This window comes from Stieleria varia (genome assembly GCF_038443385.1).
GTDB classification, from domain to species: Bacteria; Planctomycetota; Planctomycetia; order Pirellulales; family Pirellulaceae; genus Stieleria; species Stieleria varia.
Genome location: NZ_CP151726.1, coordinates 3,843,437 through 3,865,362, shown reverse-complemented (window position 1 = coordinate 3,865,362; position 21,926 = coordinate 3,843,437). Strand labels below are relative to the sequence as shown.

Below are 21,926 nucleotides of genomic sequence, written 5' to 3'. Positions count from 1 at the left end.
GCGGCTGATTATAGCCCAAGACGCCACTCTCGCGGCCAGACACTTGGACATCATCCGAGCGTATAATCGCCAACCCCATTCCTGTCTTCGCTCAGCAGCGAATCCGCAGCCACGTTCGAGCGTGGCGTCATCCATCCCCATAAAAAGTTGAGAGACCGTTCACATGGTACGCTGTTTTTACGCCCTGCTCTTTCTGTGTGCACCGAGTTGCCTGATGGTGTCAGCACAGGAATCCGCCGATCCTTGGATGGCTAAGAAAGCAGAGCATTTCAAACCGATCGCAGATTCGATCCGTCAACAGATCGCCGACGCGGTGCCGAAGGAGACGGCGGCCAAGCCTAAGAAGGAACGTCGGATTCTGGCGTTCTATCGATGCGAAGGTTTCATCCACAGCTCGATTCCACACGGCAATCTGGCGATGCAGGAAGTCGGCAAGCAGTCCGGCGCCTTTGAGATTGACTTGGCCGATACCTACGACGTTTTCACTCCAGAGAACCTCAGCAAGTACGATGCTATCCTGCTCAACAACACCACACACATGAGCTTTGCCAAACCGTCGCAGATGTCTGCATTCATGGACTTCGTGACCCAAGGCGGCGGCTTGATCGGGTTCCACGCGGCGAGCGACAATTTCGGACGGCACCCGGAATGTCTTTCACTGGTCGGCGGGATTTTCAACGGACATCCATGGGGTGCTGGAGGTACCTGGGCATTCAAGCTGGATGACCCTGACCATATTTTGAATCAGGCATTTAAGGGAAACGGGTTTTGGCACCAGGATGAGATTTACCAGTACAAGCCAGAATCCTACGTCGGTCCAGAGACGCTGCGGATCCTGGTGAGTTTGGACATGACGAAATCAGAGGTCTCCACGCGAATCAACGATGGACCTCGCGAAGTCCCCGTTTCTTGGATCCGAACGGCTGGTGACGGCCGCGTGTTCTATACAAATTTGGGACACCGCGAGGAGACGTTTCGCAATCCTGTTGTGCTGAAGCACATGCTAGACGGTATTCAGTATGCGCTAGGAGACTTGGACGCAGACGCGACGCCGACAGCAAAGATTGCCGGTGGAAAAGCTGCTTTGGCACCCGCGAAGTAGGTTGTCCCGGTGTGCATTCGAGGTGCTCTCGAGGGCGAGTTGATCGCCCCCGAGTGCTGATTTAGTTTTCAACCAGAGAGACTGCATCGATTTCGTTCAGCAGTGCTTGAATTTTTCTGGAATTAGCTCGATAGAGCGAACGCATTGATTCGACATCTCGCCTACGAGCGGCGTCGATGATCGGTTGCAACTCCGAGACAGGGTCTCCGGTTTCGAACACACTGAGCATGCCTTTCAATGCATGCGCGATTTGTGCGACGACGACGGTGTCTTCATTTGCGATGGCATCGTCCAGATTGCTCAGCAGTTCCGGCGCATCTTCGCTTGTGATTTGCGCGAGCACTTGAAGGGTATCTTCTTCACCAGCTACACGCTTCAGGGCTTCGGCAAAACGGATGCGTTGATCGTCGGTCATGTCATCAATTCTGTGAAAGAGTCGGAGGAATTCGAATCTCAGTCCGCCAAGAGAACTGACTGAGACCGGCGGTGCAAACCGTATGCCATTGAAAGACAACTGCGATCAACACAAGCAGTGCTTCAATGATAATCAGTCGCCATCTGATTCGACGGCGATGTCACTTTTGAGCACGATATTATAGGCTTTGATGCGGTCACGCAGCTTTCCGCGGGTGATGCCCAGCATCTCAGCAGCCTGACTCTGATTGCCATCTGTTGCCTTGAGCACTTCTAGGATGACGAAACGCTCCGTGTATTCGACGGTCTCAGCGTAGACATTGTTGGAGCGTTGGGCGATCAACCGCTCGACCAAACTGGGCAATTCACCACCAGCTCGAGTCGGTACGTGATGAGATGCGGATGAGTCAATCGAGCTGCTGGCAGGATCTGACCGCTCGTACCGGGTGACTTCTGCAGGCAAGATATCTGGGGTAATGACGGGCATCACGGAGTCCAACACACAGCGACGGATGACTGCGCGAAGCTGCCGAACATTGCCCGGCCATTGATAGGCCGTCAGCAAATCCACCGTCTCGGGCGAGAGTCCTTCCAAATCCGGCTTATTGAACTCTTGCTTGGCTTGAGCCAGAAAGAACCGGATCAGCGACGGGACATCGGAGAGTCGCTCTCGCAGCGGTGGCAGTTGAATCGTTACTCCGTTGAGCCGATAGAGCAAATCTTCGCGATAGTCACCTTCCTCGACCATCTGTTCAAGCGGTCGATTGGTCGCCGCGATGATTCGGACATCTGTGGTCAGTTCCTTGTTACCGCCGACTCGTTCAAAGCGTTGTTCCTGCAGCACTCGCAAAACTTTTGCTTGCACCGATGGGGCCATATCGCCGATCTCGTCCAAAAACAAAGTGCCACCGTTGCACTGTTCGAACTTTCCGATTCGGCGCGACTCGGCTCCCGTGAAGGCACCTTTTTCGTGGCCGAACAACTCGCTTTCCAACAGATTGTCGGGGAGGGCGGCACAGTTGACTGCTAAGAATGTTTCATCGTATCGATGACTGTATTGATAGAGCGCTCGGGCAACCAATTCTTTGCCCGTCCCGCTTTCCCCGCGGATCAGAATCGGGACGTCCTGCTTGGCAACTTTACCGATCGCTTTGAACACGTTCAGCATCGCGGGCGAACGACCGATAAAAAGTTCAGCAGACTGATCACCGTCCTCCTCTTCCGCAGAGATCGCAACTGGAACACTGCTGATCTGTCGTTGCTTGACTGCCTTGGCTACCAGTTCACGCAGAGGCTCGACCGACAACGGTTTTGCGATGTAGTCGAACGCCCCCAGTTGCATGGCTTCAATCGCGGTCTTGCTGGCGGCCTCCACCGTCATGAAGATCACTGGGATCCGTCGATCGTACTCTCGAATCTCGCAATACGCGGCCAAACCGTTTTGGTCGGGTAATTGGATATCCAACAAGACGACGTCGTAGTCATCTTTCTTGAGCATCTCGATCGCGTCGAAGGCATTTCCGGCCGTATCGACATCGGCAACCATCGAGAGCGTCCGCTGTGCGAGCGTTAGGATCGCACGATCATCGTCGACGACCAATAGTCGGGGCATAGATTTGGACCACCTGGACTGTGGCTGCTTCGAAGAACGAGGAAAATCAGTGGCGGAAGACATGACTAAAATAATCTCGTTAAAGTTACCATCGATGACACACCTTGTCGATTCGTCTCGATTGAGACTTGCAATTCGACGACGTAGGGATGACGGTCCGCTGAGGGAGTGAGACTGAAGAAGCAAAGGCAACCGAGTTTTTCGCGCGATACGGTGGGAATCGCCTGCCCGGCGGCCCAAGGATGCCCCGGTGCCTTAGAGACCACACTCGCATGTTACGGCTTGAGTTTCCAGCCGATCACGATTCCCAGGCCGAACGCCCACATCGCAGCGACGTCGGGATGGTCCTTTGCGTACGACTTTGCCAAGCTAAACAGGTCTTTCGCGGGCTCCTTGACATAGTGATCCGCGTAATCATGGGTCATCTCCGCGGCGCTGGACATGGCTCGGTTTGCCACGTCGCGTGCTTTGTCAGATACGGTCGCACCTTGTGCGCCTTGAGAATTGGAATGGGACATATCGCTTTTCCTTAACGTGGCTGAGAAACGGGTCTGGACTGAAAATGAGGTTGAGAGTCCGTATGGAACTCCGACGGCGAATGGTCAGGAAAGGACTCGCGACGGATTTGATTTCGTGGAGACGTGGATGGTGACAGCAATGTTGCCTTGAGCCACTTGAGATTCTCGGTGAACTCCGACTTCGTCTCAGCCATCGCGGCGGCCGCACGACGAAATCCGACCAGAGCGATCACGGCTAGCGAGCTCGCGAAGAGGATGACGGCGACACTGACAACGATCAGGCTGCCGGCGACCGACAACGCTGTCCGTTCGGCAATCAGGTAGCCGACTCCGAGACACAACACGGTGATCGCCGAGCCCAGCAGAGGCACGGCGACCACGAGCTTCGCCACACCACGCAATAGCAGACGACGGGCTGCTTGACTGTCCACAGAGAGCAATTGAAATTGCAGTTCGCAGAGATCGATCACGTCTTGGGCGACACGTTGGAAACTTGATTGTTCACTCATGATTTGCCAGTTTGTATTTCAATATTGATCACGATCTGCAGATCAACGTTCGCGTGTCGAGACACCTTGTCGTGTCAGCATTCCACTGACCTGACTTGCTGCCGTAGATACCGCTTGCCTGAGAACCATCGATGCGATTGCGGCAACAATCCCACTGACCACGCCCTTTTGGGGTGCTGACAAGTCGTCGTCCTGATCGCGCGACTTACTGCGGCTAATCCGCTGTATCGTGGAACGCTTTTCCGGCACGATCAAATATCCGAGCGCGACAGCAGCAGCGATCGCTGGCAACGGATGTTGAGCGACGTGATATTTCCAGTCCGAGATCTGGCGCACACGTTCCCGCGCGATATCCACGTCGTAGGGCAACTGCGTCCGTATCTCACTCATCCGCTGCTTGATCGCCGCAGCTTGCTTGTCGGTTGCTAACGTCTCACTCATGGCTTAGCGTTTTCGTCCAAAGAACAACAATGCCCCGGCAGCGATGCCGACGCCGAATGCGATGGCGAGCGATTCCACTGGACGGCTGCGAACGGTTTCCGAAACTCGCTGCGAGTACTCGTCCGTCGAGGCGGCGAATTTGCGATAATTTTTCCGTGCATAGTCCGCTGCGTCTGAGGCGACCTGCTGAGCGGAGTCGGCATAATGCCCGACCGCCTCGCTAGCTCGCTCGGCAACGTTGCCCGAGAAAATGCCGTCGATAAACGATTCGATCTCACTTTTCCTCGCACCGGTTTTCTGCTGAACGACGCCGACCAAGCGTTCCGCTGAACCTTGGACGTTACGAAAATCTTCGTCCGTTAACTCGGCCCAGTGTTCTTTCAGGCGGCCCTTGACTTCGTTCCACTTTCCCGCGATTTCTTGGCGAGTAACCATATTGAGTCTCCTGGAGTTGGGTGTTCGTCCTTCGATATTGGTCATCAAACGCACATGTCGGGCCAATCGCCAGAATGGGACCGATTTTGCGGTTTTCCTCCCAAACCGCCGGTTGCATTGGCCTGAAACCGTCCAGACTGGTTGATATCGTTCCCTTCGTGATCAGGCAGTTCGACGATTGATTCGCATGGGACCAACACGGCTCCCGGCATGCACTTTTTCGAAAACTGCCCACCGAAGACGGAGCAGCGAAGACGGAGCAGCGAAGACGGAGCAGCGGAGACGGAGCAGCGGAGATGAGCAGCGGAGATTACGATGACGGCGGTGAATAACCAGAGCGTGCCGGCTGTTTGCCGTTTCAAGTTGAGGCACAGATCGATGCGATTTCTGACACGAATCCCACCATGAGCCCGAGCCGTTGCGAACCGAATGCATGAAACGTAGCATCGGACTTACCTGAAACTCACCAGATGACAGATTCAGATTCATGAGATCGTTTATGACTCGTTGGCTTACCCTCCTGGCGCTATGCTGCTTTCCATCGGTGGCTCATGCGAATGAACTGCCCAACGTCATCGTGTTCTACACCGACGATCACGGTTACGCGGATCTGTCTTGCCAGGGCGTACTGGATGATATCCGAACACCGAATGTGGATGCGTTGGCAGCCAGCGGGGTGAGAGCATTGCACGGCTATAGCACGGCGCCGCAGTGCGTTCCATCGCGTGCCGGGCTGATGATTGGCAAGTTTCAATCGCGTTTCGGCGTGGAATCAAACGGCAGCAGCCTGACCGGATTTGATGCCGAAACCACGATTGCGCAGCGTTTGCAGCGAGCAGGCTACGTCACGGCTCAGTTTGGGAAATGGCACCTGGGTCCGACCAACGAGATCACCAAACATGGTTTTCGCTATGTCTATGCACAAAACTCTCAAGCAGCTTTTTCTGCCAATCTGTTCATGGATGGGACCGACAGGAAGATGGCATCGTTGAAACCGGAGGGGTATCACGTCGATGCGTGCAGCCGTGCCGCCGCATCGGTGATTGAGCGGCACAAAGATCAGCCACTTTTCTTGTACGTGGCCTACCGCGCTCCGCATGTTCCGCTCGATGCGCCACCGGAGTACTTGAGTCGATTTCCGGGTGAGATGCCTGAACGACGTCGTCAAGCCCTAGCGATGTTGTCGGCCGTCGACGACGGCGTGGGGCTGGTGATGGAGACTTTGCGAGAGAACGGTTTGCTTGAAAACACGCTCGTTTTTTACATCGGCGACAACGGCGCGCCTTTGAAGATCCACAAGTTCGATGCCCCCGGAGCTGGCCCCGGATGGGACGGCTCGCTGAATGATCCACTCAATGGAGAGAAAGGAATGCTGACGGAAGGAGGAATGCACACACCATTCGTCGTCTCCTGGCCGGGAATGATTCCTGGCGGACAGGTGTATCCTCACCCTATCAGTGCATTGGACGTCGCTGCAACCGCTACAGCAATTGCCAAGATTGAAACAGCAAACGATGAGTTGGACGGTGTCAACTTGATTCCTTTTCTATCGGGTGACAACACCGCGCCGCCCCACGATGCCCTGATGTGGCGATGGACGGGGCAGTCGGCGATTCGCGAAGGAGACTGGAAACTCGTACGAAGTGGCCGGCGTGAGTATTTATTCGACTTGAAAGTCGACTTGGAGGAAAAGCACGACCAATGCGTGATGCATCCTGAGATTGCAAATCGGCTTCGAGACCGTCTCTCGACTTGGGCATCCGAACTCACGCCGCCGGGACTCTCAACAGCCCAAGAGAACGCTGCAGCGAAAGCGTATTTCGACTTCTACCTCGACGGCAAAGAACCTGAGCCGCTGCGAGAAAAGTTCTTGCCGGATGCGAAGTCAAGCCGAGTGAAGCGGGGGCGGTCTCGATTTCTTGGCGTAGCAACAGGGAACGAGGATTCGCCCCCCAGAATCGAGTCACCACTGAGCGTGCCGAGTCAGGAAAGTGGAATGGACTGAACGCGACCATCAACCAAACCAGCGAAATCATTCACCTTCGCGTGCAATTCGCTCGCGGAATCACACAGATCGGTCGACTGGAATTCGTCCCGGCTGATGGAAAACCAGTCGAGCTGAGCCTCAGGCGCTAGCCGTGGGCCTGAGGCGGATTGTGGTGCCGGCCCACGGCTAGCGGGCCGTTGATTTAGTGAGCCGCGACGCGTAAGCGGCCGGGCCTACCGCATTGCCCGGTGCCTTACGGCCCACGGCTCACCCTTGCGTTCCCAATTTCGATTAAATCAACAGGCCACTAGCGCCTGAGGCGGATTGTGGTGCCGGCCCACGGCTAGCGCCTGAGGCTCACTCTGATTGCGATGCATGGGACAAAAACATGGACTGAAAAAACAATGTCAACACCAAGAGCCTCAGGCGCTAGCCGTGGGCCTGAGGCGGATTGTGGTGCCGGCCCACGGCTAGCGCCTGAGGCTCACTTTGATTGCGATGCATGGGACAAAAACATGGACTGAAAAAACAATGTCAACACCAAGTTTTGATCAGCGCAGGCTAACCTTCGCTGATACAGAACAAGTGTTGCGCTCCGCGGATAAAGAGCTCGCTATCAACAGGTGCTGGCGTCGCATCCACGGTCTCGCCGACCGAGTTGGTTGAGACGATCTCAAACTCCTTGGCGTCTTTGATCACCACAGTGGTTCCATTGCGGGCAGTCAGATAGACATGGCCGCCGGCAGCAATGGGAGAAGCATAGATACTGTCCAAACCGGGAACGCGAGTGGGTCCGAAATGTCGTTCACCGGTTGCAGCATCAACGCACGTCAATGTACCTGATTTGCCTTTGTAGAAATACAATCTGCCCGATGAAAGCAGAGGCGAAGCGATGTCGGGTGTGTCTTGATGGACGTCCCAGATCACACTCTCGGTGTTCTCGATGTCGCCGGTGCCGGTGAGACGAAAGGCCCCGAGAAAGGAGCCACGGAAACCGCTGCCGACGTAGGCGATGCCATTGGCAAACACGGCCGATGCGACGGGACGTTCGGTTTGCCCGCCACAACGCCACAGTTCCTTTCCGGTTGCCAAATCATAGGAACGCGCGTTGTTCTGCCCGTTCATGATGACCTGTTTTTGACCGTCGTGTTGAACGACCAAGGGCGTCGCCCAACAGGTCGGTTCATCACGGTCGGCTTTCCAAATCGTGTTACCGGTCGACTTGTCCAACGCAAACAGAGCAGAGGCACCTTCGTGATCCCAAGGTACCAGGATCATGTCGCCCTCCAACGTCGGCGAGCTTCCTTCGCCAAAGTCGTTGCGGGTTTGCATTTTACCCAGATCGTCGCGTTTCCAAACGAGATCACCGTTCATCGTGTAACAGAAAAGCCCCCTCGAGCCGAAGTGGGCATAGACATGCTGCCCGTCGGTGCAAGGCGATGCCGATGCAAAGTTGTTGGTCGAGTGCGTTTGTTGATGTGGCTTGGCTACCACCGCGACTTGTTTCCAGAGCTCTTTTCCCGATTCACGATCAAAGCAAAACACGGTGAACTGCAACGTGGGGATGGATCCTCCACCGGCTACCCCGGCGACAGGAACGCCCGAGACCACAAACACCTTGTCTTCCCAAACGATGGGCGATCCGGAGCCTTGACCTGGAATCTCGACCTTCCATTTGACGTTCTCACTGTCGCTCCAACGTGTCGGCGTATCCGCGGTCTCGGAAACGCCGTTACCGTTGTCACCTCGCCAATGCGGCCAGTTTTCAGCACGAAGCTCGGTGAGGGACGAAGCGGCGATCACGCAGAGGGTTAGCAAAATGGGGCTACGCACAGGGAACTCCGAATGGGTTGGGAAATCAAATCGACTTGAGGCCGCAGTCCCGGTCGTTGCAGATGCGGGGACCAGACCCTGAGCTATGTATCAAACACCAGCGGCGTGTTTTCTCATGAATTGACCAATTGGTTTTCAACACCGCCGGACCCAAACAGTTCCGGGATTCTTGATTTACAGGCCAATTCGTCTAGTCACTGCATTTCGCGAGACGCGGCATTCCATCCCTGGCAACTGAATGTACCTAACAGCCTCTCCTAACGGCCTCGCAAGTAGTCGATGATCGGTTCTGCCATCGGCAAGATCCCTTTGTATCGCAGCGTATCTTCTGGACAAGTCTTAAGAACTCCACAGAGCTGCTGCTTTTGCGAGACAGTCAGTTCATCCAAGGTGCACTGGTGCGTGTGAATGGTGAACAAGATGTCGCCGCTGGGCAGTCGGGTCAAGGTCTGGCGCTCGACGCGAAAGTAACATTTTTTGCCCGCGTTGGCCGCCGTCACGGATCTGGCGGCCGTGAACAAGCCCCTGGCGAATTTGGGTGACTGGTCCAAGTAAGGCAACGGTCGGACGCCCCAGTTCATTCGCCATACTGGGCGATGCGATTTCAGCCGTTGCATCAATCGCTCGGTTTGCGGCGATAACACCGGATCAAACTCGGGGACTGATTGATGGATCAACAAAACGCTTTGCCCGAGCTTGTCAGCGACCGACCAGCCACTTGGAAAGCAAACCACGCCGACGACGAGAGGGAAACCATGGATAACATCACCTCGCATGATCACCAAGTCTTCTTGCACGTGCGGCGCGATCGTCAACAAAGTCTGCGGCTGGTCGGCTGGAATCCTTTCGCCGGTGGCGCGATTGATCACAACGGACTCACCCTCGTCCCATTTCAAATGTGGGGACTGGTCAACGATCCAGCGAAATGCATCGCGTTGAGATTCCAGGCATGCATCTTGACCGACCGAGTATTCACTGGGAAAAGATTCCAAACTGGCTCGCTTGACGTCAATCTCATCATAGTACCGTCGCGTGGTTTCAATGATCTGTGTTGCGTCAGGCAATGGGCGAACGCCAAAGCTGTGTTCGAAGCGTTCGCCGGTGAACGGGAAGTAGGGAATCATTCGGATCGCAATTTTGTGTTGGCGACAATCGTATTGAGGAACACACGTCGGATGGCGTCGTAACCGCGATCATTGGGGTCTTCGATGTTGCTGTAGAACCAAAAATACGGGTCCTCCTCGCGAAAGGTCGATCTCCAGAACTTACGACACTGGGAACCGTGACCTAAAAAGGTTTCGTAAAGCGGCACGACAAAGACATTATCGCGTTGCCCGGCGACCTTGCGAATGACGGCGTTGTATCGGGCGTGAATGGCCAAACCGTCCGGCCATCGACTCAAGTAAATGCTGCCGGCATCTCCGGTTCCATCGGTCGGATCGTAGATGTCGCCGATGTAGATTTCGCAACCGCCCGGAAAACGCTGATCGATCAGGGACACCATCTCCCCCAATCGGGCTTCAAAGTTCTCGATCCACGGCAACGCCTGCTCCAACGTTGCTCCGTACATGGCGCACTCTCGTGGTGGTGATTTGCCATACATGTGGATCAAGTCATTGCCGCCACTGGTCATCAGCACGATACCGTACAAACGCTCATCCATCACTGGCAAGGTTTCAGTGATCACGTCGAAGTGAACAGTAGACTCCGAGCCAGAAATGGCGTAGTTTTCATTTGTCAGATTAGGAAGCACAGAAGTCAGGCAGACTTGATGGAGCTGCTCGAATTCGTCATCGGGATTCTGGATGACACGATTGAAATAGGAATGACTGGTGGATTTGGCCCCCAGTCCCGCGGTGACGCTGTCACCAAGTCCAACCACATGGACTGGCCGATCCGACCACACGTTTGCGAACGCGGCACGATCCACCGCAGGACCGGCCGGGCCGGATCCGATCGGACGCGCGACGTAGTATCGTTGATAGAAAACCGCAAACAGCAACAGACCGATTGCGGTGATGCAGAGCAGTATCAGACGTTTCCTAGACTTTTTTGCCATCCACCTTTCCTCTTTCTTTACCACCACCACAACGCGAACTGACTGAATGAACCACCGACCGAGAGACTTCTTCGGGGCCGAGCGAAAACGGATGTCGTAGGGGACGCTTGTTTCGGCTCGGTGCTTAGCGAAAGCTGGACGGCTCGGTAAAATAATCTACTCCATGTTATCCTCTCCGATTGAGTCAGTATGCACGATACAGTTACTCCTTCACGACCGATTGTCTTTGGCGAAGTCCTCTTTGATCATTTTCCCGATGGAAAACGAGTGTTGGGAGGCGCGCCGTTCAATGTGGCATGGAATCTGCAAGGTCTTGGAGTACGCCCCTTATTCCTGTCCGCCGTCGGCGAAGACTCCGAGGGAACAGCGATCTTGGATGCGATGGATTCCTGGGGATTGGACGATCGGGGCGTTCAGCGTCTCAATGGGCCGCCGACAGGCAATGTCCAAGTAAGCTTCGTCGACGGTCAGCCTGAATACGAGATCCCCGCAGGTCAAGCTTGGGATTCGATGGGCAAGATCGATTCGTCGCTGTGGAGCGACTCTGCAGGCCTGCTGTACCACGGCAGCCTTGCCTTGCGTAGCGAATCGACTCGTGAAAGCTGGCGGCATCTGGTTCGCGAAAGCGGGTTGGCGAGATTTGTCGATGTAAACATTCGCGATCCGTATTTTGATGAGTCGATGTTGGGGGAACTCTTGAACGGTGCGAAGTGGGTCAAGCTCAACGACGAAGAACTGCATCGACTGTCCGATGTTGCCGTGACGGATCAGTCGTCCGTCGTCGCCGGAATCGAAACATTGAAAAGCCGATATGAAGTGCACAATGCGGTGGTGACTTGTGGCTCGCAAGGTGCCTACGCCATCGCTGAGTCGGAAATCCTGTTCGAACCAGCTCCATCGCCCGGCGTGATGCAAGATACAGTGGGTGCTGGTGACGCGTTCGCATCGGCGATCATCGCGGGGCTTGCGAGTGAGCTGCCATTGCCTCAGATCTTAGCGGGAGCGGTTCGATTGGCTGCGCGAGTCTGCGGACTCCACGGCGCAACGTCTGCCGACCGTGATATCTACCAATCGGTTTTTGAATAGGTGCAACACTGGGCTGCTCAAGGCGTATGGTTTGAATTTGTGCGTTTGGTGGCGTTCATTCTCGACTCGGAGAGTCGAACGACTGTCGCTCGACTTTCCAAGCCGATAGCGTGCCGCGTAAAACGTCTTGCCATTTGCGGTAGGTCATGCTCCGCATGACACCATACGCACAGCGCAACCCGACCGCACCGGATGTCACCAAGAGATCTCTCCGAATTCAGGACAACCAGCGAGATGATGCGCGAACCGTATTTCGTCATGCAGAGCATGACCTACGCTTCTGCAATCACGTCGTCCGCTAACGACATTCGTGTTCCATGCGAAGCGGCTCTGCAATCGATTTCGCGTCTTGGAGAAACGCTTCTACGTGTGTTCGCTGACACGATTTCACGAAAATCATCCGGATTCACTCAAGTGTCGGCTTGGCCGTAGAACGCTGATTCATGGTTCAAGACGTGCGGACTCGATACAGCGTGGTCACCGCCGCACACATTTTTATGTGGATTTGTAACGATTAACACAGTCTTACAAACGATTCAAAAACGACTGCGCCGGCAGTAAAACAGTGGCGAATACGCTCTCAGATCACCCTCTGATCAACCACAAAAAAAATCTTTTGCCATGAGGGCGGAAAGAATGCTTTACAAAGGAATGCCGAGCCTGCTGCTGATTGCCAGCTTGCTATGCGGCAATGCGTGTCTGACCAGTGACAACCTGGCAGCTCAAGAATGTTGCGACACTGTTGCATGCTGCGATGCCGACCCCTGTTGCGACTCGTTTGGCTGCGACAGCGGCTGCGATGCTTGCGGTTGCGATTCCAGCGGCTGCCTCTGTGGCGGATTCTTGAGCGGTCTGAAATCACGACTTCGACAAAGCGATCACTGCTTCGACGATTTCATCAGCCCGATGATCGACTTCGTTCACTTCGAAGATCCTCGCAATCTGACCGAGTTGCGTCCGATCTTCATGACGCACCAGTTCCCATCGACATTGGGACCAGCCAATATTCCCGCTGGCGGCAGCGCTCAACTGTTTGCTTTGCAGTTCCGAATCGCATTGACCGAACGCTTGAGCCTGATCGCAGTCAAAGACGGATACGTGATCGACAACAGCGAAGGTGCACTTGATGGCCTGTTGGCATCGGGTTGGGCCGACGTGACCGCCGGATTGAAATACAACTTGATCCGCGACACCAAGGCCGGCCGACTCGTATCGGGCGGATTCACCTATGAGATCCCAATGGGCAACAAAGGGACCTTGCAAGCACTCGGCGACGGAGAGTTCAATGTCTTCGCTTCGGCTGGCCAACGATTGCTCGACGGCGACGCCCACTACATGACTTCGGTCGGTTATCAGTTCCCTGTCGACGGTGCTATTCAAACATCATCGATTCACTGGCTGAACCACTTGGACTATCGTCTGACAGATCGTCTCTACCTGTTGACCGAGAACTCTTGGTGGCACTGGTTGGATGACGCTGAGAACGGTGCGCCTCTGGGCGTTGCCGGTCAAGACATCTTGAACTTGCCCGCAAGCAACGTTGCCGGAAACGACTTGGTGACGCACAACGTCGGCTTGAAACTGAAACCAAATCGCAACTTGGAAGCCGGTGTGGCCTACGAATTCCCGCTGACGGATTTCAAGGACATCATCCAAGACCGAGTCCAGCTCGACTTGATCATTCGTTATTAACGAATGTCAGCAGTTCGTCCGGCTTTCTAGCCTGACAGGGTATGTACGTCAGGCTTTCTAGCCTGACAGGGGAACAGCAAGTCAGGCTAGAAAGCCTGACGTACGGGAAGTGATCACTTGTCCTGGTAACGCTTGTCGTTGGGGTCACCAGCGGCCATCACGTACTCGATCAAATCACGAACTTCGCCTGCGTTGAGACGATCCAGCAGTTCGGCGGGCATCTGCGAAACTTTGGACGGTTTCACCAATTCCACGTCATCCGCCGCAATCGTGATCGATTTCGCATTCTCATCCACTGGATAGACCAGCAAGTCGCCGTTGGGCTGCTCGACGACCAGACCGGTATGGACTTGACCTCCCACGGTCAAGACACTTGACGAACCGTATTGATCCGAAATGTCTTTGCTCGGCTCCACGATGGCTTGTGCGACGTAGTCTCGATCGAATTTATTGCGCACGCTCGTCAAATCCGGTCCGATGTTCCCGCCCAGACCGGTCATCCGGTGACAGGACGCACATTTGGCGCTGAAGAAAAGTGAGCGTCCTCGTTCAAAATCAGGCTTGCCCCGCATAGCTCCCAAGACCGCCTGCGTCGTCCATTTCTGTCCTGGACCGACGGGATCCGCGATGGGGAAATCGGGCTTTGGATTGAAGTCCTCGCCAGTGATGTATTGCAACGCGAGACGCTCGGCATCGGTGCAATTGCCCAACGCTTCGTCGCGAATCCGTGTCAAGTAGCCTGAGTAGCTAGCCCCACCAGATGCCTTGGCGGCTTCATTGAGAAACTCAAAGTACGCCCGTCGCTGGGGGATCGTCCATCCGGTGCGTAAGTTGCGCAAGATGAACGCGTACATGATTTCAGCGGTGGGCGGATTGCTGTCCAGTACGTTTTGGATCGCGGCGCCGTACCCGCTGTTACGGCTTGCGATCTCCGCCCAGGCCGGATGGGGCATCGGCGTCCGATCTTGGATCAAGGCCAGCGTTTTGGCGACCACCGTCGGGCTGCGTAGATAGGTCAGCAGGCGAACGAGTTCGACATTCACATCACGATCATCGCTTGGCAACAAGGGATCCAGTTGAGCGACGACGGCTTTTCGTTGGTCCAACGTAGGACTTTCCAATTCGCTGAACAGCAACGCATAGGCTCGCAGCATCCCCAGCAACGTCTCGCGACGGAGAGACTTTGCATCGAGCGACAACAATCCTTTCACTGCCTCGGCCTGGTGATCTGCGGTTCCCATTCGGGCCAGCGCCACCGTTGCCGTCACGCGAGACTGCGGGTCGGACTCCGTGGGCACACGGTTCGCCCACGAATCGACGGGCTGGCTTTCCACGGCGACGCGAGCGGCGTGTCGCAGAAAACGATCGTTGCTTGACAACAGCGGCCAAGCCTTGTCCAAGGCTCGGGGATCCGACACGCCATGAAACGCTTCCAAGTCACGTCGCATCGCTCTGGCACCGTCAGCGACGGCGTCCACGTCTTGAGGCGCGTCGCAGCTATCATCACCCAAATAACGCACACGATAGAGCGCCGATGCCGAACCACGGCCGCCGACGGCAAAGTACAGACAGCCGTCGTGCCCGACGACCGAGTCGGTGACGGGCAAGGGCGATCCATAGACAAACGCTTCGGCCTCTCCGCGATAGCCTGCTCCGTCAGGGATCAGCTTGATCGAGTAAATCGTCCCAAAGGTCCAGTCCAACGCGAACAAGCCGTCTTGATAGCGGGTGGGAAAATGGGCTCCTGCGCCCGAGCTGACGCCCGTTGGCGAGCCGGGGCCGATCTCAACAACCGGCGGCAAGCTGTCTTCATAGTATGTCGGCCACTTGCCCGAACCACTCCGCCATCCGTAATCGCCACCGCTGTTGACGAAACAAATACGTGTCGGCCGGTACCATGGCAGACCAAGGTCCCACTCCATGTCGGCGTCGTAGGTGAACAAGTCTCCGAAACGGTTCAACGCGATGTCGTATTGGTTGCGGAACCCGATCGTGTATACGGTTTGCTTTTTGGTTTCCGGGTCCAAGCGTGTGACCCATCCGCCCGGTGCCAACTTGCCGCGGGCGTGTCCGCGTGCATCCCACATGCGGGGCAATAATAGACCTTCGCTCCAAGTCGGGACACGGCTCCGTTCGTGCTGGGCCAACGGTGCATGATTTCCACCGTCCAGATACAACGCCTCACCGTCCTCGGTCACGATCACCGCGTGGTTCCCGTGTTCACCACCGCCGGTGGTTCCAGGGTAGGTGACTTGATGATCCAAGTTTCCATCACCATCGGTATCGGTCAAATGATGCAGGTTGCCTCCGTTCCGGTGCACCCACAACCCATCATTCGCCCACACCATTCCTTGGATCCCCGAGATACTGCTCAGCTCACCGACAGAAACTTTCTCGACCTCGGCACTTCCGTCGTCGGCAATCGTCAATCGATACAAACCTGCGCCGGCTTGATCGCACGCGTAAAGACGTCCTTGCGGGTCCGTCGCGAGCGACACCCAACTGCCCTGATCTCCGGTGACAACGTGTACTCGTTCGACAACAAATCCTGGAGGTGCGTAGACGTTGCGAGGATTCAATCTATCGGAGTCTCCCGCGGCGGCGCCACCGACGGCCGGTACTCCCCAGGGCTGTTTTCCCAACTTGCCGTTGGGGATGGCTTTGGCCCAAGCCGTCGTGTCGGCTTGGGGGGCATCCCAGTCGGCCGGCTTGGTTTCAATCGTCAGCCAGTTTGCGTCCGTGATGACGGTTTGTGTTTTTCCACTTGCCAATTGAATTTGTAGCTTTGCCACCAACGCGGCGACGCCACCTTCGTTTTCACCCGCGATCGCGATGACATTACGTCCAGGCTTCAGCAACTCGCTGACGGCCGTCTGAACCGGAGCTTCCCACCGATTGCTTTTGCCAGCCGGTTTGCCGTTGATCGTCACATTGATTTTGTTGTCGCAGGTGGCGTAAATCGCGGCCGCTTTGATTTCACCATCGATATCGAACTCGTGGCGAAACCAGATGCGTTGCCCGTCGGTGGATTGCTTGACCCAAATCCAATTCGGTTTTGGATCGGCGGTGATCCATCCAGAGCCTTGGATTGTGTCGCCCACGTTCGCTTGATCGGCTGCCTTGTCCGACTGTGTTTTTGTCGCCGCAACGGTCGTGGCAATCAGTTGCTTGCCAGCTTCTGCGTCGAGCGATCGCAACAACAAACCGCGAAACTCGCATTTCATCGGTGGCCCCGCGTGCAATTGCAGCCCCAACAAACCGGTGGCTGCCGCATCTGGGTGGTTGTCGGTGATGTCCACCGTGGTGACGCCATTGACTTGATGAATCAATCGATTGCCCACCGCAATGATCCGCAACTCGTTCCATTGCTCGCCGACAATCGTTTCATCGGCCACCAGCTTGGCATCAACCGTTGTCTTGCCGTCAGCACCGACGGTAATGCGTTGGCCGCGGGTAGCGATGATGCCGCGACCGGTTTTCTCACCGTACATCATCCCAATGTAGTCTTGCTTGGGGTGCAAATCGGCTTGATACCCCTTCAGCACATAGGGGTTCGGATCGACGACTGAACTGCGGTACTGAACGCCGGAGTTGTTGCCTTGGAACCGGACCAGGCAGCGGAATTCAAAGTCGCCGACATCGCCACCTTGCCAGACCAGGAATGTATTGCCATTGGTCGGATTCTCAGCGGTAGTCTCGCCGACGATCGCACCGTCCTGCACAGACCACAGGCCTTCGTTTCCTTTCCATCCGTTTAAAGTTTTGCCGTCAAAAAGAATTTGGAAGGCAGGGTCTTCGGCGTGCGTAATAGGTTGGCCGGAGAGAGTGCAAGCCAATGAGCACAACAAGATCAAGAATGTTCGCATGATTTGTGACGCTGATTCGTCCAGTGGAGGGAAATGTCAGTGGCGGGAGAGCCAAACATGATACCCCATCGGGCGAGTTGCGTGCTGCGCCAGGTCGTGCGGTGCCGCGAGCTTTTTCCGAGACGCCAATGCCGCGTGCTAACTGGCGAAATCGTGCTATTGATCCAGCGTGGTGTCGGTCACTCTTGGCAAGTACGACCGGCGGCGGGCGGTTTGGGATCCGGCGGCAACAACACAGGACGCTTTGTCCGTCCTGAGCCGTCTGACTTGGCAGAACGCAAACGCCCGGCGCGGAAGGCTTCCGATAGCGCCGCGGGCACTTCTGCTTCTGCCAACACATACTCCGCTCGGCTTTCCGTCACGCGTGCTTTCATTTGTTGCTCCCGAGCCACCGCGTCGGCCCTGCGGACTTCTGCTCTCGCACGCGCGATCCGCGTGTCCGCGTTGGCTTGATCCGTCTGCAATCGTGCACCGATGTTTTGCCCGACGTCGATGTCCGAGATATCGATGGAGACGATTGCGAACGCGGTGTTGGCATCGAGCCCATTGAGCACTGCGTTTTCGGAGATTTGCGATGGACGCTCCAACACATCCATGTGCGATTCAGCCGAACCGATTGCGGTGATGATTCCTTGCCCAACCCGTGCGACGATGGTTTCTTCCGTCGCACCGCCGATCAGTTGGTCCAAATTGGTGCGGACCGTCACCCGCGCGGCGACACGCAGTTCAACGCCGTTCTTTGCAACCGCACTGAGGGTCCGAGGCCCATTTCCGTCGTTGGGCGGACAGTGGATCACCATCGGTGACACACTGGTCTGCACAGCGTCCAACACATTTCGCCCGGCAAGATCGATCGCGGTGGCTCGGTCAAAGTCCAGATCGATACCCGCCCGGTGCGCCGTGATGATGGCTTGAACAACATTCATCACATGCCCACCAGCCAAATGATGAGCCTGCAGGCGAGATGCACTCATCGAATCGAGACTCGCTCTTGGCAACCCGGCTTGGTGAGCCATGATCCGGGCGGTCACGATCAGTCGGTGCTCGATCTTGAGAAAACTCATGGCGATCAAACTGGCCATGCTGATATGGGCGCCCGACATGTAGGCTTGCACCCAATACGAACCCCACTTCATGAACACGGCGACAAGCACCAATGCGATGATGCCGGCAACGATCGATGCGATCGTAATGAGTGTGGAACCAAAACCCCAGCCCGCAGCCACGAGTGTAAACATTCAACCATTCCGTTCGAGTTTGACTCTCAACCAACGCATCCAGCGCTTGCAAACCCTGGCGTCAGTCTTCAAATGAGAGAGACAGTCTCGATGGTCGATGCAAGGTACGACCTCTGATTTGAAGCGATAGGCTGCCGATGGACCTGAGAATGAGCCAAGGGCACCTACGGACACTGATTCTAGCGGTCAACACCGAGATCTGCTCAGTTTTCCGGCAAAGATTCCCGTTTTGGGGACGATCCGAGCCAGCCAAGTCACTTGCGATCGACAACCTGGACGCCAAGGATGCTTTCCCGGACGGGAAACCCGGAAAACTTCGAAGCGATCACTATTGAGCCGAATCCGTCGGCCTTGCCGGAATACGCCGCGCGTCGATCGGTTCGGGAGACGGTTCATCCGACCACAGCTCTGCTTCGGGATCCACACCCACGGTTCGCGCCAGAAAACGACCCAAGGAACTCGACATCAGACTCGGCGCGAGAAAGACATCGCCGAACAGAGCTGCAGTCAGCAGCCCGAACATCAAAATCGAAAACTGACTGGTCGGGACAAAGTCGCTGAAGTAGTAGGTCATCAGCGAAAGTCCACAGACCATCGTCGTCTGAAACATCGCCCAACCACACTGTGCAAGCGCACCGTGTGCTGCCCGAATCTGACCAATGCCACGTGCTCGGCGAGATCCGTATCGGCTGAGCAAGTGGATCGTGTCGTCCACCGCGATCCCCAATGCCACACTGGCCGTCATCACCGATCCGATGTCCAACGGTGTTCCCACCAATCCCATGAAACCGAACAGGGCGACGGTGGGGAACAAGTTCGGGATCATCGCAATCAGCCCGCCGATCACGCTGCGCAACAAGACCATCATGACCATCGCGACGACGGCAAATGCGGTCAAGAAGCTGCGGAACAAATCGTCCAACAGAATCGTTTGGGCTTCCTCGACGATCGCAACATGACCGGTCATCGTCAGCTCGACCGGCACCTCGGCATCGTCGAGCGAATCCTCGATCGCTTTCTCAATCTCCAACAGCTCGGCGCTATAGTTCGTGTCTTCTTTCTGCCACATCCGCATGCTGATTCGCCACGTTTCCGCCGCCGAGTCGCGATGGATCAAGTTGGTTTTCATCAGCGGGCCGTCGGGCTCCCGTAGCATTTTGACCATCGCCGCACGACGCGAGCTGGCTCCGATGGACCGTCCCGTGGGAACGCTGCGCATGAATGTGATTGCCGACAACACACCACCGACGCTATCCATTTTCAATGCGCTGACGTGAGCATTTTGAACAACGGCGAGCCGAGTGAGCGGATTGTCGTCGTCCGTCAGCGGCGGAAAAGTCAACAAGGCGTCAGCCGATGATGTCGGTCCAACGTTTTCCTCGAACCACGCGTACTCGGTGCGTATCGAACTGTCAGGCGAGAACATTCGCAGCAAGTTGACCGAAGTCTGCAACCGAAATAGCCCTGCGCTAAACACGCCGCCGATGACAAGGAACAAGATGATCATCGGCCATGGTCTTGCCAGACGTGCCCGTGTCGTCTTGTACGCCCAACGTGAAAAAGCGCTTGCCGGAACGTCCTCCGGAATCTCATCCTCCGTCGGATGTGGCGGCGCGCGTCGTCGATCACGTTTTTCTTTTGTCTCCTTTGTCAGGATCATGGCTCCCGGTAAGACCATCAATAGCAACGCCAGCGTACCGATCACGCCGATGGCTGCCGCAAAACCGAACAAGCGAATCGGCTCGATGCGAACCAGCATCAACGAACCAAGACCGACCACGGTGGTCCCGCTGGCCAAAAAGCAGGGCATGATGCCGGCCTTGAGCGCGCGGCGAGTCGCACGCGCCGGGGACATGTCCGGAAACTCTTGCCATGCGTCGAGAAAGTAGTTGCTGAGGTGGATGCCGGCGGAAACCGTCAACACAAACACCAACGGCGGCAATGCAACCAGCACCGCATTCATCGGCATTCCGGAGTAATACACGATCGCCAACACGAGCCCTTCGCCGATCACCGCGACCACACTGATCGCCAGCGTCAACGCAACCGATCGCAGACAGATGTAGCAGATGATCGCCGCCAGAATCGCCGACGGTGGCGCGAACAGCTCCACGGATCGAATGCTCGCCGCATCCACATCGGCTCCTTCGCGTGGCCCGCCGACAACGGCAATCGTCGCTGGATCTACATCGGCGATGCCGGCGATCAAGTCACGCAGCGCAGGCATCAACTGACGTCGATGAACCGTCCCGACGGGATTCAAAGACGAAATGATGCAGGTCTGTTCGCCCGATGGTCCGACAAGAAAACCTTTCAGTCGCGCCACGCTGGCGTCAACCGACAGAGACAGCGGCGCCTGCGTCATCTGATTCAGCGTGTCGCCGCCACTACGAGCCCAATGAAACGGAATCTCGCCGCCACAGATCGCTTTCAGTTCTCCGATCGCCTTTTTAGTCTCCGCAGTCAACTCGACATCGAGCGTCTCGTCGAATGTTTCCGGCTCTTCTGAAATCTGCTGCAACGCCGCCGAAACCCTGGCCAACTCAGGGGAATCCAAGGTCGCGCCAGGCCAAGAAAAAAGCAGGATTTCACCGACATCGAATCGGCTGCTCAGCTCATTAAAATCGACTTTCGCCGGAATCGAGTCGGGAACCCATTCGCTGGGCAAATTCAGCAAACTGTTGATTGCCGCCTTGGAATGAATCATGGCCGGTATCGCCAGCACAATCAGCAACGCAATGCCCCATCGCATTCGCCTTAGATACTTTGAGCGGAACGATCGTCGCTTGGCCACCAATATCCTCCTGAATCCTTTGCTCCACGCAGCCGCCTACAACGGAAACGCAACCAGTCACCTCGGGCCCGCCATTCGGGTGGACAGCCGCCATTGAAACAAACGAATGCGAACAATGGAAAGGGTGGTCATTCACGACCACGCGACGTCCAATTTCTCTTCCCGATCAAGCGCCACCCGCCGATTGGTTGCGACCCTGTGCCGCATCAATTTCGGGAGACTTTCCGTGGGCTGCTTACGTTATATCCTAAGCAATCGGTCCAGTGATGGTCGACCGGATGTCTACAGGTCCAATTCGCATTGCAAATTTCCATCGCAAGATTCCCAGTTGGCAACTCGG

The 21,926-nt window shown here is 56.0% G+C and carries 17 protein-coding genes; 5 read left to right on the top strand and 12 right to left on the bottom strand.

Going from position 1 to position 21,926, the window contains the following annotated elements:
* Positions 1–163 precede the first annotated feature (163 nt).
* On the top strand, positions 164–1,102 hold the full coding sequence (locus Pla52nx_RS12725) for a ThuA domain-containing protein (protein WP_146518474.1): 939 nt from the start codon (positions 164–166) through the stop codon (positions 1,100–1,102).
* A gap of 61 nt (positions 1,103–1,163) precedes the next feature.
* On the opposite strand, the gene Pla52nx_RS12720 is transcribed toward Pla52nx_RS12725, so the two are convergent.
* The 6 genes from Pla52nx_RS12720 to Pla52nx_RS12695 form a co-directional block, all read right to left on the bottom strand.
* The gene (locus Pla52nx_RS12720; protein WP_146518475.1) at positions 1,164–1,517 is read right to left on the bottom strand and encodes an Hpt domain-containing protein; all 354 of its coding nucleotides are present in this window, start codon (positions 1,515–1,517) and stop codon (positions 1,164–1,166) included.
* 132 nt (positions 1,518–1,649) lie between these two features.
* Positions 1,650–3,128, bottom strand: coding sequence for a sigma-54-dependent transcriptional regulator (locus Pla52nx_RS12715; RefSeq protein WP_146518476.1), 1,479 nt, complete (start codon positions 3,126–3,128; stop codon positions 1,650–1,652).
* A gap of 275 nt (positions 3,129–3,403) precedes the next feature.
* The gene (locus tag Pla52nx_RS12710; protein WP_146518477.1) at positions 3,404–3,646 is read right to left on the bottom strand and encodes a hypothetical protein; all 243 of its coding nucleotides are present in this window, start codon (positions 3,644–3,646) and stop codon (positions 3,404–3,406) included.
* A gap of 11 nt (positions 3,647–3,657) precedes the next feature.
* Positions 3,658–4,155 carry a phage holin family protein gene (locus Pla52nx_RS12705; protein ID WP_146518478.1) on the bottom strand — a complete coding sequence of 166 codons (498 nt, stop codon included), beginning with the start codon at positions 4,153–4,155 and terminating at the stop codon, positions 3,658–3,660.
* 42 nt (positions 4,156–4,197) lie between these two features.
* Positions 4,198–4,596, bottom strand: a complete 399-nt coding sequence (locus Pla52nx_RS12700; protein ID WP_146518479.1) for a hypothetical protein — start codon at positions 4,594–4,596, stop codon at positions 4,198–4,200.
* A 3-nt stretch (positions 4,597–4,599) separates the two neighbouring features.
* On the bottom strand, positions 4,600–5,031 hold the full coding sequence (locus Pla52nx_RS12695; RefSeq protein WP_146518480.1) for a CsbD family protein: 432 nt from the start codon (positions 5,029–5,031) through the stop codon (positions 4,600–4,602).
* A gap of 499 nt (positions 5,032–5,530) precedes the next feature.
* Here Pla52nx_RS12695 and Pla52nx_RS12690 point away from each other — a divergent pair, with 499 nt between their 5' ends.
* Entirely contained in the window at positions 5,531–7,036 is a 1,506-nt protein-coding gene (locus tag Pla52nx_RS12690; RefSeq protein ID WP_231741719.1) for a sulfatase family protein, read from the top strand.
* 543 nt (positions 7,037–7,579) lie between these two features.
* Here Pla52nx_RS12690 and Pla52nx_RS12685 read toward each other — a convergent pair.
* The 3 genes from Pla52nx_RS12685 to Pla52nx_RS12675 form a co-directional block, all read right to left on the bottom strand.
* Positions 7,580–8,851, bottom strand: coding sequence for a PQQ-binding-like beta-propeller repeat protein (locus Pla52nx_RS12685; RefSeq protein WP_146518481.1), 1,272 nt, complete (start codon positions 8,849–8,851; stop codon positions 7,580–7,582).
* A gap of 257 nt (positions 8,852–9,108) precedes the next feature.
* Positions 9,109–9,975, bottom strand: a complete 867-nt coding sequence (locus Pla52nx_RS12680) for a heme-dependent oxidative N-demethylase family protein (RefSeq protein ID WP_146518482.1) — start codon at positions 9,973–9,975, stop codon at positions 9,109–9,111.
* Positions 9,972–10,910 carry an SGNH/GDSL hydrolase family protein gene (locus Pla52nx_RS12675; RefSeq protein ID WP_146518483.1) on the bottom strand — a complete coding sequence of 313 codons (939 nt, stop codon included), beginning with the start codon at positions 10,908–10,910 and terminating at the stop codon, positions 9,972–9,974. Before Pla52nx_RS12675 ends, Pla52nx_RS12680 begins: the two co-directional genes overlap by 4 nt.
* Before the next feature lie 189 nt (positions 10,911–11,099).
* Here Pla52nx_RS12675 and Pla52nx_RS12670 point away from each other — a divergent pair, with 189 nt between their 5' ends.
* The 3 genes from Pla52nx_RS12670 to Pla52nx_RS12660 all read left to right on the top strand — a co-directional run bounded on the left by Pla52nx_RS12670 (position 11,100) and on the right by Pla52nx_RS12660 (position 13,688).
* Positions 11,100–11,996 (top strand): PfkB family carbohydrate kinase, encoded by an 897-nt coding sequence (locus Pla52nx_RS12670; RefSeq protein ID WP_146518484.1) that lies wholly within the window; start codon positions 11,100–11,102, stop codon positions 11,994–11,996.
* A 234-nt stretch (positions 11,997–12,230) separates the two neighbouring features.
* On the top strand, positions 12,231–12,428 hold the full coding sequence (locus tag Pla52nx_RS12665; protein ID WP_146518485.1) for a hypothetical protein: 198 nt from the start codon (positions 12,231–12,233) through the stop codon (positions 12,426–12,428).
* Positions 12,429–12,632: 204 nt separating this feature from the next.
* The gene (locus tag Pla52nx_RS12660) at positions 12,633–13,688 is read left to right on the top strand and encodes a hypothetical protein (protein WP_231741721.1); all 1,056 of its coding nucleotides are present in this window, start codon (positions 12,633–12,635) and stop codon (positions 13,686–13,688) included.
* 113 nt (positions 13,689–13,801) lie between these two features.
* On the opposite strand, the gene Pla52nx_RS12655 is transcribed toward Pla52nx_RS12660, so the two are convergent.
* The 3 genes from Pla52nx_RS12655 to Pla52nx_RS12645 all read right to left on the bottom strand — a co-directional run bounded on the left by Pla52nx_RS12655 (position 13,802) and on the right by Pla52nx_RS12645 (position 21,586).
* Entirely contained in the window at positions 13,802–17,554 is a 3,753-nt protein-coding gene (locus tag Pla52nx_RS12655; protein ID WP_146518486.1) for a family 16 glycoside hydrolase, read from the bottom strand.
* Between the two features lie 179 nt (positions 17,555–17,733).
* Positions 17,734–18,792, bottom strand: coding sequence for a flotillin-like protein FloA (floA, locus tag Pla52nx_RS12650; RefSeq protein WP_146518487.1), 1,059 nt, complete (start codon positions 18,790–18,792; stop codon positions 17,734–17,736).
* 328 nt (positions 18,793–19,120) lie between these two features.
* Complete coding sequence (locus Pla52nx_RS12645; RefSeq protein WP_146518488.1) at positions 19,121–21,586, bottom strand: efflux RND transporter permease subunit; 2,466 nt, start codon at positions 21,584–21,586, stop codon at positions 19,121–19,123.
* Between the last annotated feature and the right edge of the window lie 340 nt (positions 21,587–21,926).